The organism is Sneathiella aquimaris (assembly GCF_026409565.1).
Lineage (GTDB): Bacteria > Pseudomonadota > Alphaproteobacteria > Sneathiellales > Sneathiellaceae > Sneathiella > Sneathiella aquimaris.
This window is the reverse complement of sequence record NZ_CP112881.1, coordinates 1153200-1168660: the sequence shown is the minus strand read 5'-3', so window position 1 is coordinate 1168660 and position 15461 is coordinate 1153200. Positions and strand designations below refer to the sequence as shown.

Annotated in this window: 17 protein-coding genes; 3 read left to right on the top strand and 14 right to left on the bottom strand. The window is 48.1% G+C overall.

The genetic code is table 11. The features are described 5' to 3' along the window. Positions 1–9: 9 nt before the first annotated feature. Positions 10–984: a homoserine kinase gene (gene thrB / locus OIR97_RS05325; RefSeq protein ID WP_169544554.1), complete on the top strand. Its 975-nt coding sequence runs from the start codon at positions 10–12 to the stop codon at positions 982–984. On the opposite strand, the gene OIR97_RS05320 is transcribed toward thrB, so the two are convergent. After that, positions 981–1730, bottom strand: a complete 750-nt coding sequence (locus OIR97_RS05320; protein WP_169544553.1) for a protein phosphatase CheZ — start codon at positions 1728–1730, stop codon at positions 981–983. The genes thrB and OIR97_RS05320 overlap by 4 nt on opposite strands. Before the next feature lie 164 nt (positions 1731–1894). Between OIR97_RS05320 and rnhA the strand changes: the two genes are divergently transcribed. Then, the gene (gene rnhA / locus OIR97_RS05315; protein WP_169544552.1) at positions 1895–2335 is read left to right on the top strand and encodes a ribonuclease HI; all 441 of its coding nucleotides are present in this window, start codon (positions 1895–1897) and stop codon (positions 2333–2335) included. 53 nt (positions 2336–2388) lie between these two features. On the opposite strand, the gene OIR97_RS05310 is transcribed toward rnhA, so the two are convergent. Both OIR97_RS05310 and OIR97_RS05305 read right to left on the bottom strand, forming a co-directional pair. Continuing rightward, entirely contained in the window at positions 2389–2868 is a 480-nt protein-coding gene (locus OIR97_RS05310) for a peroxiredoxin (protein ID WP_169544551.1), read from the bottom strand. 89 nt (positions 2869–2957) lie between these two features. After that, complete coding sequence (locus OIR97_RS05305) at positions 2958–3782, bottom strand: protein-disulfide reductase DsbD domain-containing protein (protein WP_169544550.1); 825 nt, start codon at positions 3780–3782, stop codon at positions 2958–2960. Positions 3783–3918: 136 nt separating this feature from the next. Here OIR97_RS05305 and OIR97_RS05300 point away from each other — a divergent pair, with 136 nt between their 5' ends. Continuing rightward, positions 3919–4494, top strand: coding sequence for a YqgE/AlgH family protein (locus tag OIR97_RS05300; protein WP_169544549.1), 576 nt, complete (start codon positions 3919–3921; stop codon positions 4492–4494). On the opposite strand, the gene OIR97_RS05295 is transcribed toward OIR97_RS05300, so the two are convergent. The 11 genes from OIR97_RS05295 to coxB all read right to left on the bottom strand — a co-directional run bounded on the left by OIR97_RS05295 (position 4485) and on the right by coxB (position 15345). After that, positions 4485–5099, bottom strand: a complete 615-nt coding sequence (locus OIR97_RS05295) for a GNAT family N-acetyltransferase (RefSeq protein WP_219821664.1) — start codon at positions 5097–5099, stop codon at positions 4485–4487. The genes OIR97_RS05300 and OIR97_RS05295 overlap by 10 nt on opposite strands. Positions 5100–5144: 45 nt before the next feature. Next, positions 5145–6407 (bottom strand): M16 family metallopeptidase, encoded by a 1263-nt coding sequence (locus OIR97_RS05290; protein WP_169544547.1) that lies wholly within the window; start codon positions 6405–6407, stop codon positions 5145–5147. A gap of 14 nt (positions 6408–6421) precedes the next feature. After that, the gene (gene thrC, locus OIR97_RS05285; protein WP_169544546.1) at positions 6422–7822 is read right to left on the bottom strand and encodes a threonine synthase; all 1401 of its coding nucleotides are present in this window, start codon (positions 7820–7822) and stop codon (positions 6422–6424) included. 82 nt (positions 7823–7904) lie between these two features. Beyond that, on the bottom strand, positions 7905–9392 hold the full coding sequence (locus OIR97_RS05280) for a carboxypeptidase M32 (protein WP_169544545.1): 1488 nt from the start codon (positions 9390–9392) through the stop codon (positions 7905–7907). A 10-nt stretch (positions 9393–9402) separates the two neighbouring features. Further along, positions 9403–10080: an SURF1 family protein gene (locus OIR97_RS05275; RefSeq protein ID WP_169544544.1), complete on the bottom strand. Its 678-nt coding sequence runs from the start codon at positions 10078–10080 to the stop codon at positions 9403–9405. A gap of 271 nt (positions 10081–10351) precedes the next feature. Continuing rightward, positions 10352–11146, bottom strand: coding sequence for a cytochrome c oxidase subunit 3 (locus tag OIR97_RS05270; RefSeq protein WP_169544543.1), 795 nt, complete (start codon positions 11144–11146; stop codon positions 10352–10354). A gap of 61 nt (positions 11147–11207) precedes the next feature. Beyond that, positions 11208–11813 (bottom strand): cytochrome c oxidase assembly protein, encoded by a 606-nt coding sequence (locus tag OIR97_RS05265; RefSeq protein WP_169544542.1) that lies wholly within the window; start codon positions 11811–11813, stop codon positions 11208–11210. Then, complete coding sequence (locus OIR97_RS05260; protein WP_267177796.1) at positions 11810–11935, bottom strand: hypothetical protein; 126 nt, start codon at positions 11933–11935, stop codon at positions 11810–11812. The genes OIR97_RS05265 and OIR97_RS05260 overlap by 4 nt, the downstream gene beginning before the upstream one ends. A 1-nt stretch (position 11936) precedes the next feature. After that, the gene (locus OIR97_RS05255; RefSeq protein WP_169544541.1) at positions 11937–12854 is read right to left on the bottom strand and encodes a heme o synthase; all 918 of its coding nucleotides are present in this window, start codon (positions 12852–12854) and stop codon (positions 11937–11939) included. A 14-nt stretch (positions 12855–12868) separates the two neighbouring features. Continuing rightward, entirely contained in the window at positions 12869–14473 is a 1605-nt protein-coding gene (gene ctaD / locus OIR97_RS05250) for a cytochrome c oxidase subunit I (protein WP_169544540.1), read from the bottom strand. A gap of 23 nt (positions 14474–14496) precedes the next feature. Beyond that, positions 14497–15345 (bottom strand): cytochrome c oxidase subunit II, encoded by an 849-nt coding sequence (gene coxB / locus OIR97_RS05245; protein WP_169545804.1) that lies wholly within the window; start codon positions 15343–15345, stop codon positions 14497–14499. Between the last annotated feature and the right edge of the window lie 116 nt (positions 15346–15461).

Here is a 15461-nt window from a genome sequence, read left to right as displayed (position 1 = left end):
AGAACCACCATGGCTGTTTACACCGACATATCTGACGATGATCTTGATCTGATTGCCGGGGATTATCCCATAGGCGAGATACTGTCCTGTAAGGGGATCGCGGAAGGGGTCGAAAATTCCAATTTTCTGCTTCATTCAGAAACTGGACATTATATTCTAACGATCTACGAAAAACGGGTAAATGAAGCAGACCTGCCTTTTTTCCTCGGATTGATGGAACATCTTGCAGATCATGGATATGTTTCGCCGCGCCCGGTTAAAACCAAAACCGGTGACAGCCTGTCCCGCGTTGCGGGCAAACCTGCCGCCTTAATCGAATTTCTTGAAGGCCGGTCGATGCGGCGCGTCTCCCCTGAACACTGTGCCCTGCTGGGGCGTTCACTGGCTGATTTACACATTGCGGGTGGCGGATTTCAAATACAAAGACCCAACTCTTTGACCATAGACAGCTGGCGTCCCCTTTTTGAGGCCAGTCTTGCCAGTAAGGGTATCGACCTCATTTCAAAACGGGAAATCAGCGAGATCTCCACAGAAATTGGCGATTTGGAGAAAAACTGGCCTGAAAATCTGCCAGAAGGTGTCATTCACGCAGACTTGTTTCCGGATAACATCTTCTTTTTGAACGGTCAGGTTAGCGGCGTTATCGACTATTACTTCGCCTGCAATGATTTCCTGGCATACGATATTGCTGTCTGCCTGAATGCCTGGTGTTTTGAAAGTGATGCGAGCTTTAACATTACAAAGGCCCGGCGTCTTCTAAACAGCTATCAACGCGCCCGGCCATTGGAAAAAACCGAACTCCAAGCCCTCCCCCTCTTATCTCGCGGGGCAGCAATGCGATTTTATCTAACACGGTTGTATGACTGGATTAATCAGATTGACGGGGCCTTGGTAAAACCAAAAGACCCGTCAGAATATTTACAGAAAATCCGCTTTCTGCGAGACGTAAAATCCGTCGCAGAATTTGGTATCGACCTTCCTTAATCGAACAGGGCGTCGATTTCGTCCTGGCTGATTTCGTGGCCTTCGACAGTTGGTCCACTAAGTTCAACTTCACCGTCCATACGAGACGGCTGGCTGATTGTTTCAATTTCTGCCAGTTCGCCATCTCCACCAAGGATATCGATCATGGCAGCGATACGGTCTTCGACAAATTTTAGCGTGCCAACGACTTTGGAAATTCTTTGCCCTGTAATGTCCTGGAAGTTACAGGCTTCATAGATTTTCATTATCGCGTTGCTAATGCCTTCGGTAATTTCAATTTCGTCAGGATCTGTCGCGTTCAACTGAAGGCTTTCGTTTTTGTCTTCAATAACCTCTACCGCTTCAAGGATTGCGTTAGTCGCCCCTTCAGTATCGCCAACAACGGCGTCCAACTGGTCGGTCATTGCGTGGATTTTAGGGCCGGAATCATGAGCGTTCAAAGACGCGATTTCGCGCCGAGTGTCCAGAATGACACGTGATAACTCTTCAAGCTCACTTTTCAACTGGAGTGATTCGGCGAATTCTTTCTTGAAATCTTCCATCACGGCTTCATTGACTGCAGCCGTGGCAGCAGAAGATGGATCAGCGTTATTGATGTCCTCTCTTACAGAGTTAATAGCATCCAGCAATTCCTGGTATTGTTGCTGGCTTATTCCTTCCCCCACGACAGAACTCTGTGTTTCGTTGCCATCTTTTTGAAGCTGCCTGATTTCTGCAGAATACATCTTCTTTTGTGTTGTGCTCATGGGAGCTCCCAGCCGTTACCGTTATCAAGACTTTGTTCCTAGTCTTCGATTTTGACAAAAAGCACCTAATATTCTGTTAATTGCATCAAATTTTACAGACCTCCTTTATCTATGAATGTGTTAGGAAGGGTCTGAACTTAGAAATCATCCCTAAAGGTGTCATTTTGAGCGGTAAAAAAGTAGTTATTTACACAGATGGAGCATGTTCTGGAAATCCCGGTCCGGGCGGATGGGGCGCGATGCTGGAATGTGACGGTAAAATCAAGGAAATATGCGGAGGCGAAGCCGATACCACAAATAACCGTATGGAATTAACCGCGGCTATTAAAGCGTTGGACGCACTTAAACGCGCATCAGTTGTCGAACTGCATACGGATAGCACTTATGTCAAGGATGGCATTACAAAATGGATGGTAAACTGGAAAAAGAACGGTTGGAAAACGGCCGCCAGGAAACCGGTCAAGAACAAGGATCTGTGGGTCTTGCTGGACGACGCCATTGCCCGTCATCAAATTGAATGGAAATGGGTTAAGGGGCATGCCGGTGTCCCCGGTAACGAAAAAGCTGATGAGCTCGCAAACCAGGGAATGGAAACAGTTCGATAGAAAAAAGGGAAGAGCAAGCTCTTCCCCCATTCGTCATATATTAAGAATATACCTTATAGCTGGCCGAGCAAAGTTTCTGCATCAGAAACCTCGAAGCCGCCTGTTTCTTCCAGGTTGAGCTGTTTCACTGTTCCGTCTTCAACCAGCATAGAATAACGGCGAGAACGAACACCAAGACCAGCGCCGGACGCGTCAAATTCAACAGACATTGCTTTGGTGAATGCAGCATCTGGATCGGCGAGCATGCGAACTTCACCTGCCGCTTGCGCCTGACCCCATGCAGCCATCACAAAAGGATCGTTGACGGACAGGCAAATCACCTCATCAACGCCTTTTGACTTCAGAGACTCAAGATTATCAACAAAACCTGGAAGATGTTTTGCAGAACATGTTGGGGTATAGGCGCCCGGAACAGCAAATAAAGCAACCGTCTTACCGCCAAAAATTTCCTCAACAGAGAGTTTTGCAGGACCGCTTCCGGTCATTTCCATCAATTCACCTGCTGGAAGTTTATCGCCTACTTTGATTGTCATACTTTTTTCCCTATGTGGTAGTTTGTTTTCTTCACTCGAGTTTACAGATCTTGCCTTGTAACCTGGCTGATCCGCATAATCCAATAGATCTATTTAACAGTTATTTGGCCTTCAACAGCAACCCCCTTATCGAGAATTGTCGCGGTTATTTTCCGCCCTTTTAAGGGCGGCCCTTTGCGTGCAAGGTCGGCTGTCGCAGTAAAAACCAGATAGCCCGCTGCTTGACTAGTGGTCTTAGGCGAAATCTGGAAAAAATCCCCTTGTTCCCCTTCGAGGATTAAAGCCGGATTGTTAAACTGAAGGTCAGACTTGATTGTAATTGTCAGTCCCTGTGTTCCATTTGATTCAACCTTCATATCATGAACCTGGTTTGACATCGACAGTAACAACGGAACCCGCTCAGCAAATAATTGTATTAGCGGTGCATCCTTCGACGTTTCGGCAGGTCCTTGGGGCAGACTGAGGGCAACTTCCTGTTTCACTGGGATACAAACCATCTCGCATACACCGTAAAACACATCCAGACTGGCCCGAACGGCTTGACCCGGCTGCTTTAACGTCACCCGTAACGGAAAGACAACTTCATCCTTGTATCCCCAGGATGAAAGGCCAGCGCTGCTAAATTCGACAGGCTTGGGCCAAAGAACTTCCACCTTCTCGATATTCTCAGATCCTGACCAATTAAACTGCGGCGGGATACCGGCATCCCCTGGACTTCGCCAATAGGTCTTCCATCCTTTATTCAACGCAATATGCAGTCCCATCATGATAACTGCATCATCGCCGACGGCCTGAACGCCTGAAATCAGGTTCGTTTTTGATACCTGCCCTTGCGCAGCAAACGCCAGTAAAGATAAAAATAAAACGCTGAAAGAAGTGACGCTTCCGATAAAAACCAGAATTTTCTTCTTCATTTTTTAAAAGCCCAGCACCAGATTAATAGTTATTGAGTTCGTAATGCTTTAAAATATAGGGCAATATGCTCAGGTTGCACGTCACAATTATTTCATCGATATGATGAGGGTTAAACACAAAAACTAAAGAGAGATCATGACAGGCACAAAAATTGATACAGGATATCTCGAAGGTCAAATACTGGTCGCAATGCCCACAATGCCCGACCCGCGGTTCAAACGCTCCATCATTCTGCTCTGCTCGCATACTGAAGACGGTGCCATGGGCATTGTCTTAAACAAGGATCTGGGCGTCCTTTCCTTTAAGGAATTGCTCGACCAACTTGATATTCCGGTTACCGCCAGGTCAACTAATCCACATATCCACTTTGGCGGCCCGGTTGAAACAGAACGAGGCTTTGTCCTTCATTCAACCGATCTTGTGCACGAAACAACTATTCCAATAGGTCAAGGCATTGCCCTCACCGCGACGTTAGACATGCTCCAATGCATGGCAGAAGGAAATGGACCAGACAGCAGTTTTCTTGCCTTGGGGTATTCTGGGTGGGGACCCGGTCAGCTGGAACAGGAAATTCAGGGAAATGGCTGGCTGGTTGTCGAGGCCGACAGTGATCTGGTTTTTGGTGAGAAACTAGAGAAAAAGTGGCAAGCGGCAATTAACAAACTTGGATTTGACCCGGGCCTCTTATCTTCTGACCTTGGTCACGCCTGAGGGCCGGTGCTGTTAATTTTATCTGACTCCAGCAACGCAAAAAGAAGGTGATCCTGCCAGGTTCCATTGATGCATAAATACTCGCGCGCACGCCCTTCCTCAATGAAACCGACTTTTCTCAACAAGGATCCACTGGCCGCATTCTCTGGTACACAGGCGGCCTCAACACGCCTCAGTCTGTGATGTTCAAAAATAAACGGCAGCAAGGCACATAACGCTTCGAACATGTAACCTTTTCGGATATAAGGCAGCCCAGTCCAATAACCAATGCTTCCGGTTTGCGAAACACCCCGCCGTATATTGCTCAGCGTTATGCTACCGATCAGTTGATGATTGTCTTTTCGAAACAGAAAATAGGCATGACCTATATCTTCGCGTGCATCCCGAGCGTAATGCCGAAGCCGCGCTTTAAAATTCACCTTACTGAGATTATTGGGTGACCATACAGGTTCCCACGGGACCAGATGATCCCGGCTAATCGTCCGAACCGCAGACCATTGCTGCCAGTCTGATAGCCTTGGATAGCGGATATAAAGCCGGTCGGACACAACCGGCTTTTGGGCGCCAAAATATAAAAACCTGTTGATTACATTCAAATCATCCAAAGACATTTCCTTTGGGTAAGAGATGCAGACAAGCCAGAAAAAAGCCTAGCCTGCAAATCTTGCCGCAAAGTGATCGAATTTATCAAGATTTTTAATTGGTCCCAGACCCGCAATCGTTGGAGAAACGTTACAAAACAGCCTTTTCGCCACTTTTTGCAGATGTTCCGGCGTAACCGCTTCGATCTTTTCAGAAATTTCCTGAGGAGAAATAACACGGTCATAGATCAACATCTGGCGGGCATGGACTTCGCATCTGGCTGCTGGACTTTCCTGCCCCATCAACAGTGCCGCTTTATGTTGTGCACGGGCACGGGCAACCTCAGCCTCTGTGATATCACTGGTTGCGCGAATTAACTCATCACAGATAACGCCGCCCAGTTCACCAATCTGTTCCGCGCCGGTTCCTGCATATACAGTGAATAACCCTGCATCCGCAAAAGAAGACGAAAACGCAAAAACGGAATAGCATAACCCTCTTTTTTCCCGCACTTCCTGAAACAAACGCGATGACATCCCACCGCCCAGCAGCCCGGATAAAACCTGAACTGCATAAAAATCTTCGTCCTGATAGGAAAGTCCTGGCACGGATAGCGCAAAATGAACCTGTTCCAGATCACGCGCTTCACGGTAGTCACCACCGGTATAACGGGCGTCTTCCATCCCTGTTTGACCCTCTTTTGCAAGACCAGAGAACATATCCTCTGCCATGCGGACCAATTCGTCATGGTCAACCGCTCCGGATGCACTCAGAACAAGTTGCGGGGCCAAATAGCGATCTTTCATATATCCGGAAACTGTTTCGCGCGTAAAACCACGAACCCGCTCTGCAGTTCCCAAGATAGAACGTCCCACCGCCTGATTTGCATATGCAGTTTCCTGAAGGTGATCAAAAATGATATCGTCCGGCGTATCATTCGTTTGGCCGATTTCCTGAACAATCACTTCTTTTTCACGGGCCAATTCGTCCTGATCAAAGGTTGAATGTTGTAATATGTCAGACAGTATTTCCGTTGCCAGACCCAGATCGTCTTTTAAAACGCGCGCATAATACGCGGTCTGATCGCGGCTCGTGTAGGCGTTCAAATGTCCACCAACAGCCTCGATGCTCTCAGCAATATCATAGGCGGAACGGGTCTCCGTTCCCTTGAATGCCATATGCTCAAGAACATGGGAGATGCCATTTTGTTCCGGTGTCTCGTGGCGGGCCCCGGTATCAACCCAGACACCAACGGCAGATGTTTCAAGGTTGGGCATGGGATCAGAAATGACCCGCATCCCATTTTCTAGCGTAGAAACCTGAAGGTTCATTCGATAACTTTCTGTCAATCAGCGCTTAAAATACGCGCCCGTTCTCTAATATAGGTTTGCAGGGAGGAAAGATCATTAGGCAGATGATCCATTTTTTCTTCCCGTTCAAATAAATCGGCCATATGCCCTGGTAACTCAGGATAATGCCCAGTCGCTTTTTCTACAGCAGCCGGGAATTTAGCAGGATGAGCCGTCGCTAACGTCACCATTGGTGTTTTCACATTCCTACGGCAGTCCGCCGCGGCTTTCAGGCCGACAGCAGTATGCGGGTCAACCAGTTTGCCATTTTCCTTCAAGGTTTTTGCAATCACATCCAATGTCTCCTGCTCGTCGCATTTTGCGGCCGAGAAAGTAGCGTTATTGAGTTGTGACATATTAACGGTAAATCCTCCGTCTTCATCCAGTTGCCGCATCATCTCTTTCACGGCAGCGCCATCCTGCCCGTAAAGGTCAAACAGAAAACGTTCAAAATTACTGGAGACCTGAATATCCATACTGGGACTAATGGTGGGATCAACACCTTCTTTGATATATTCGCCCGTATTAAAAAACCGCGACAGAATATCATTCCGGTTTGTCGCTACGATCAATTGTTCAATTGGCAAACCCATTTTAGCCGCGCAATAACCGGCATAAATGTCACCAAAATTTCCACTTGGCACCGAATATGAAATGGCCCGTCCTGGTCCTCCCAGACTAATCGCCGTCGTAAAATAATAGACGATTTGCGCCATAACCCGGGCCCAGTTAATGGAATTCACAGCGGATACCGCATACTGATCCCGAAAATCCAGATCATTAAACAAGGCTTTTACTAGCGCCTGACAGTCATCAAAATCACCATCAACAGCAATATTGTGCACGTTACTGTCCAAGACAGTCGTCATTTGACGGCGCTGTACATCAGACACCCTTCCGGCAGGATGCAGGATAAAAATATCTACCGCATCCCGGCCCCGGCAGGCTTCAATCGCAGCAGAGCCTGTATCCCCGGATGTAGCACCGACAATCGTTACTTTTTTGTTTTTCCGGCCAAGCAGGTGATCATAGAGCAGCCCCAACAGTTGCAGTGCCACATCCTTAAAAGCCAAAGTCGGGCCGTGATACAGCTCCATCAAAAAATCGTTGGCATCCAGCTGTGACAGAGGAACAACGGCTTTATGGGAGAAAGCCCCATACGCCTTTTCCGTCATCTGCCTAAAATCAGACGGGCTCACACTATCGCCAAGGAAAGGTTGAAGAACAATCGCTGCAACCTCGGCATAACTTTCACCAGCGAGATCACGAATTTCCTGATGAGACATCTGCGGCCAGGTTTCCGGAACATACAACCCGCCGTCTCTGGCCAGACCAGTTAAAACCACATCTTCAAAATTTAACGCTGGTGCTTCCCCGCGTGTACTTATGTATCGCACCGTGTCTCTCCAGTTAGGAATTGCGGCCTCAAATCAAACAGCCTAATGTTCTATACTTAAATTCAGCAGATTTACAGGTAAATTAGCCTTTAAGATAACGATCAGTCAGATGGACTTTAAAGGCGTCTGTCCCCATTTTTTTACCGGTGGCGTCTTCCAACATCTGATCGGTGCTTTTAAGGCTCCCCATTTGGTGAACATGTTTTTTAAGCCAGCCCACAAGCGGTTCAAATTTTCCGGCTCTGATGTCTGCGTTCATGTTAGAAAGATCATTTCTTGCAGCCTCAAACAATTGAGCTGCAGCCAGTGCGCCCATTGTATAAGTCGGGAAATAACCGATCGCGCCTCCTGGCCAGTGGATGTCCTGAAGACAGCCAAGCCGGTCATTGGGCGGCGTTACGCCCAGCAAACTCATCATCCCTTCATTCCAGGCACCCGGCAGGTCTTTGACTTTTAAATCCCCCGATAAAAGCGCCTTTTCCAATCGGTACCGTAAAATAACATGAAGGGGATAGGTCACTTCATCCGCGTCTACCCGAATGAAGCCCCTCTCTACACGATGATAAAACTGTTTCAGATTTGCAAATGTCCAATTTTCACCCTCTCCTTTAAACGCATCGCGAATAATCGGGATGGCGTATTGGAGAAATTCCGGACCTCGAGAAAGCTGCATCTCAATCAGAAGCGACTGGCTTTCATGCATCGCCATGCCACGAGCCTGACCAACCGGTTGATGACGCCATTTAAGCGGCAAATTCTGCTCGTACAGGGCATGACCCGTTTCATGCAACGTTCCCATAAGGCTTTGGGTGAAATCATCCTCTTCATAACGGGTCGTTAGCCTGACATCGTCTGGTGTTCCCCCTGTAAAAGGATGGTGGCTGGTATCAAGACGCCCGTGATTAAAATCAAAGGTCAACGCCCTCATGAAGGCTTCGCCAAGATCGCGCTGAACCTCTATCGGAAAAGGCCCTTCGGGTTTTTCACCGCGGCCATTTACGCGTTGTTTTTCCAAAACTTGATCCAGGAAGCCCGGTAAAAAAGCCCCTAAATCGTCAAACAGGACATCAATTGCCTCTGCGGTGCAGCCGGGTTCAAACTGATCAAGCAGCGCATCATAAGCCGTTACACCGAAGGCCTCTGCCTTCGCCATGGCCATTTCCTGCGTCAAGGAAACAACCTTCTCCAACTCTTCTTGCAAGACTGAAAAGTCGTTTTCTTCGCGCGCTGCGCGCCAGGTCATTTCGCATTGTGACGTTGCTCGCGACAACGCCTCAACCAAAGAGCCTTCAACAGCGTTCCCATGACGCCATTGGTTATTCATTTCCCTCAGGTTCGCTGTTTGCCACTCATCAAGGGTTTCAGAAGAAGCCTCTTCCAGCCAGTTTTCCACGGCCGGCCCCTTCAGCAATTCATGAGACATAAGGCCAAGCGTTGCCAATTGTTCTGACCGGCTTTCCGCCCCGCCGTCTGGCATCATGACGGCGTTGTCCCAATGAAGAATGGCGCTCGCCCCCGAAAGAACAGACCGCTTATGAAAAAGCTGCTCTAATTTCGCATATGCAGACATACTTGGATCTCTAATCCTTTTTCTTGGCTTTACCGATACCGTAAAAAATGTAAATCGCCAGCATTGCTGCTGCAAGGCCCAGCCAGGTAATGAAATATTCCAGATGATTATTGGGTATGGAGATACGCGTTTGCCCGCCAATTGGCCATCCGCCTGGAACAGGAGTTGCGTCGAGTTCAATAAAAAACGGTGCGGCTTCTACATTTTGATGCGCCGCCATTTGGGCAAGGTCGCCATACAGCCAGACGTTGGTTGCCCGGTTATTATCCGGCAGAAAATCATAACTTTTCGTCCAGGGTTTCCGAACAACCCCTGTGACGTTCACGACGCCGCTTATTAAGCCTTCAGTCCTATTTTCAGGATCCTTGAACCCTTCGTTCACCCAACCCCGATTAACCAGATAGATTTGCCCGGTTTCAGCCCGTTTAAAGGGGGTTATTATCTGAAACCCCTTACGCCCTTTGTCGGCATGGCTGAAAAGGTGAATTTCCTTTTCGTGAAGAAATTCTCCGCGCAGGCGAACCTTGCGGTGTTCCCATTCGGAAAGTACAACATCGCCTGTTGGCAAATCAACCGGGTCCAGGGCCAATTGAGCTGACAAATGGTCAATCAATTCTACCTTCCAGGCGTAACGGTTTAGCTGCCAGATGCTTAAAGTGAGCAGCACGATAACAATGGGAATAGTCATGACCGTTGGCCAAAAACCGGGAGAAAAATTTTTCATGATATGGGACTTACGTCTTTGGTTCAAAATTGAGATTTACCATAGGATACTCTTGTTTCCATTTAAAGGTCCGGCATGGCAATTACAATGAATTTCAATGCACAAAAAAACAGGCCCCTCGGCAAGAGAGAGGCCTGTTTTCAATTGATCTGCGTGAACAGCAGTTGCAGGAATGGTGTTCTGCGCAGCTTTTCAATATCGACCAGACGTTAGCCGGCCGGAAGGGGAAGGCGTCTTAGGCACCCCACCAGTAAATGGCGGCGAACAAGAACAACCATACCACGTCAACAAAGTGCCAATACCAGGCAGCAGCTTCAAAACCGAAATGGTGTTTTTCAGTAAAGTGGCCTTTAGTCGCCCGGATCAAACAGACCAACAAGAAGATCGTTCCGATCAAAACGTGCGCACCATGAAAACCAGTGGCCATATAGAAGGTTGACGCATAAATCCCGTCAGTAAACCCGAAGGCCGCATGAGAATATTCATATCCCTGAACGACTGAGAAAACTGCCCCCAGGATCACAGTCAGGATAAGGCCTTGAATAAGCCCCTTCCGATCACCGTGCTGCAAAGCGTGATGGGCCCATGTCACTGTTGTCCCGGATGTCAGCAGGATTAATGTATTCACAAAGGGAAGAGTCCATGGATCGAAGGTTTGAATTCCCTCTGGTGGCCAAACGCTGCCAACGGCTTCCGTTGGGAAAAAGGCCGCATTAAAGTAGGCCCAGAACCATGCAACAAAGAACATAACCTCTGATGCAATAAACATAATCATGCCATAGCGAAGTCCAAGTTGGACCACAGGTGTATGGTGCCCTTGATGCTCGCCTTCTTTGACAACGTCGCGCCACCAGACATAGGCGGTATACAGCAACATGATCATACCGATGGTGAATACCGCAAAGCCCTTGTCATGCATCCACATAACCGCGCCAATGGCGGCAATAAAAGCAGACAAAGACGCCAATGCCGGCCATGGGCTCGGATCGACGAGATGGTAATCATGTTGTTTGGCGTGTGAATCTGCCATCTTCAACTCCTGCAATCTAACCGGATTCCCCCCGGTTTTATCAATAGGACCCCCAAAAGGGTTAGTTAGTTTCTACGGCTTTTTTTGCCGCGTTATCAACGCTGGAAACAGTCTCTTCCTCAGTTTCTTCTTCCGGTTCTATCGGAAAGAAAGTGTAGGACAATGTAATTGTTTCCACTTCTTTTGTATTTGGATCACTGGCGATTTCCGGATCGACAAAGAATGTCACCGGCATATCTACCCGTTGCCCCGGCTTCAAGGTTTGCTCAGTAAAACAAAAACAATCAATCTTTGTAAAATACTGACCAACTTTTTGTGGCGTCACATTAAAGGATGCCGTTCCCGTAATCGTCTGATCGGTCGGGTTATAAGCTTCATAAAAAGCCAATCCCGTCTGGCCAATCTTTAACGTAATCGTTTTTTTGACTGGTTTGAATTCCCACGGCATTTTCCGCGATGTGTTCGCATCAAACCCGACAGTAATCTCCCGATCCAGAATCACATCTGACGCCATAGACGCCTGCTGGGTGGTTCCGCCATATCCCGTAACACGACAAAACAAATCGTATAGTGGGACAGCGGCATAAGCCATCCCCACCATGCCCGCAGCCAGTCCAACAAGAACGACAGCAAGGCGTTTCGATTTTTTTGCAGTCTCAGTCGTCATCCACCAGCTCCCGTCATTTTTACAACAGTGATGAGGTAAAAAAGAATAACGAGGGCAAACAATATGCCGCCGACAACCAGATTGCGATTACGCATTTTTTTGCGTTCATCGTCCTCAGCCATTTTACAAAATGCCTTTCACGATGTTTTCACCAAGCAATATGGCGAAAATTAAAAAGAGGTACAGAAGAGAAAAAGCAAAAAGCTGTTTCGCGCTTTTCTCGTCTTTCTTAACCCAGACCTTTAACGCACCGAACAGGAAGATACCGCCCAGAATTGCCGATCCAATACCATAAAAAAGACCAGCATATCCCAGAAAATAAGGCATCACTGCCACTGGGAACAGCAGAACACTATAGATAACGACCTGCTTGCGGGTCGCCTCCCGGCCGGCAACAACCGGCAACATAGGAACACCGGCCTTCGCGTAATCGATATCCCGCCACAAGGACAAAGCCCAAAAATGTGGAGGTGTCCACATAAAAATAATGGCGAAGAGAACAATCGATTCAATGCTGACATCACCGGTCACAGAAGCCCACCCGATCATGGGAGGAAAAGCGCCAGCTGCGCCGCCGATAACAATATTCTGCGGTGTCCGACGTTTCAGCCACATTGTGTAAACGAAAATGTAGAACCCGATGGTGATCGCCAGCAATGCAGCTGCCACCAGATTAATTGCGAGCCCCATCAAAACGACTGAAGCAACTGATAGGCTTACGCCAACAGCCAAAGCCTCGTTCGCTGTTACCTTTCCAGACGGTACAGGACGGTTTTTTGTCCGCTCCATAACCTGATCAATATCGGCATCATACCACATATTAATCGCACCGGATGCGCCTGCCCCAACCGCGATGCAAAGCAATGCTGTGAACGCAAGAACAGGATGCAAAGAACCCGGTGCAACGGCCAATCCGACCAAGCCGGTGAACACGACAAGCGACATCACCCTTGGTTTCAAGAGGGCAAAATAGTCACTTGCTCGCGCCGATGAATAATCAGCGCGAGCTTCTGTGTCCCGAATGATACTTGTGTCAGACACCAAGCACTCCGTCGTTACTTAATTACAGGCAGTTCATTGAACTGATGGAAAGGTGGTGGTGACGTCAACGTCCATTCTAAAGTCGTTGCGCCTTCACCCCACGGATTATCAGCTGCTTTTTCGCCGCGCATGAAAGCATGTACAACAGTGAACAGGAAGATAAACACACCGAACGCTGAAATATACGAACCGTAAGAGGCGATCGCATTAAATCCAGCAAATGCATCCGGATAATCAGGAATACGACGAGGCATTCCGGCAAGTCCGAGGAAGTGCATTGGGAAGAAAATCATGTTCACGCCGATAAACGTAACAGCGAAATGCAGTTTGGCCAGGGTTTCAGAATAATTGTAACCCGTCATTTTGCCAAACCAGTAATAAATACCGGCAAAAATGGCAAACACCGCACCAAGGCTCAGCACATAATGGAAGTGAGCAACAACATAATAGGTATCATGCAAAATCACATCCAGACCACCATTGGCCAGGACCACACCGGTCACGCCACCCAAGGTGAACAGGAAGATAAAGCCAAGGGCCCAGATCATTGGTGCTTTAAATTCAATGGAGCCGCCCCACATTGTCGCAATCCAAGAAAAGATTTTCACGCCAGTCGGAACCGCAATCACAAGAGTTGCACCAAGGAAATAAGCCCGCGTATCAACACTCATACCGACCGTATACATGTGGTGAGCCCACACGATAAAGCCGACGCCACCGATAGCGACCATCGCATACGCCATACCCAGATAGCCGAATACAGGTTTGCGGCTGAAGGTCGAGACGATCTGACTGATGATACCAAAACCTGGAAGGATCATGATATACACTTCAGGATGTCCAAAGAACCAGAAAAGATGCTGGAACAGGATTGGGTCTCCGCCGCCTTCAGGAACGAAAAAGTTTGTTCCGAAATTCCGGTCGGTCAGCAGCATTGTGATCGCGCCGGCAAGAACAGGCAAAGACAGAAGAAGCAGGAAGGCCGTAACCAGAACTGACCAGACAAACAGCGGCATCTTATGCATGGTCATACCAGGTGCACGCATGTTGAAGATGGTTGTAATGAAGTTGATGGCACCCAGAATTGACGATGCACCAGCGACGTGCAGGCTGAGGATTGCAAAATCCACTGCCATACCAGGCTGACCTGCGGAAGACGCGAGCGGCGGATACATTGTCCAGCCACCACCAACACCATCTGCACCGGCCGGACCTTCCACAAAGATGGAGATCAACAGAAGACCAAGCGCAGGCGGCAATAACCAGAATGAAATATTATTCATTCGCGGGAAGGCCATATCCGGCGCCCCGATCATCAGGGGGACGATCCAGTTACCAAAACCGCCAATCACGGCTGGCATCACCATAAAGAACACCATGATCAGGCCATGGCCTGTCACGACAACATTAAAAAAGTGGTAGTTCCCGTTCAGGAACTGGTCACCCGGCATCTGAAGTTCAGCCCGGATAAAGACAGACATTGCACCACCTATAATACCCGCAATAACCGCGAATATAAGATACATGGTTCCAATATCTTTATGGTTTGTTGAATAAACCCAGCGTTTCCAACCTCTGGGAGTATGGTCATCATGAGCTGCTGCTGCACCATAAGCCATGTTAATTGCCTCTCTCTAACGGATTATTGTGTGACAGCAGATGCGTCGGCGATTTTCAAAGCCTCCCCACCCGCGCTCGCGAATTCTTCTTTCGCTTTTACAAGCCAAGCTTTGTAGTCTTCTTTGCTGACAGCTTTCACCATAATCGGCATGAAGCCATGGCGGGCACCGCACAACTCAGAGCACTGACCGTAATACATGCCTTCTTTCTCAATCCGCATCCAAGTCTCGTTAAGACGGCCCGGAACGGCATCCATCTTGACGCCAAATGCTGGCATCGCCCAAGAATGAAGAACATCTTCCGCTGTAACCAGCAGTCGAATATTTGTATCGATCGGAAGAACAATTGTATTGTCAGTTGCCAACAACCGTGGCTGACCTTCTTTAAGTTCGTCTTCTTCAAGCATCACAGCTTCAAAAGCAAGATTATCTTCGTCGACATACTCATAACCCCAATACCACTGGTAACCGATGGCTTTGATGGTCATGTCCGCTTTCTCGACACGATCTCCATAGTAGAGAAGTTTGAAAGAAGGTACCGCGATGGCGATAAGGATCAGGATCGGCACTACCGTCCAGACAAATTCAATCAATGTGTTGTGCGATGTTTTCGAAGGCGTTGGATTGGCCTTCCGGTTAAATCGAATAACAACATAGACAAGAAGAAGAAGCACAAAAAGCGTAATGGCCGTGATAATGACCAATAGCAGATTGTGAAAATCATTCATTTGGTGAGCAACTGGGGAGAATGCATCCTGAAATCCCAATTGCCATGGAGTAGCCTGTCCCTGGGCCGCAACGGCGTTCCCCATTGTCAGCGCCGATACTGCAAAAGCAGCAAATAGGGCGACAATTTTTTTAACCATAGCCATCATTTATTCCCGTTTCTAATCGCTTTCTTAGCTCAGCAAATCCTTACTCCAGTCATAGAGGGATTTGTGATCATGCCTTATTTATAGCCAGTCTGTTGACGCAAATCAAAATTGAT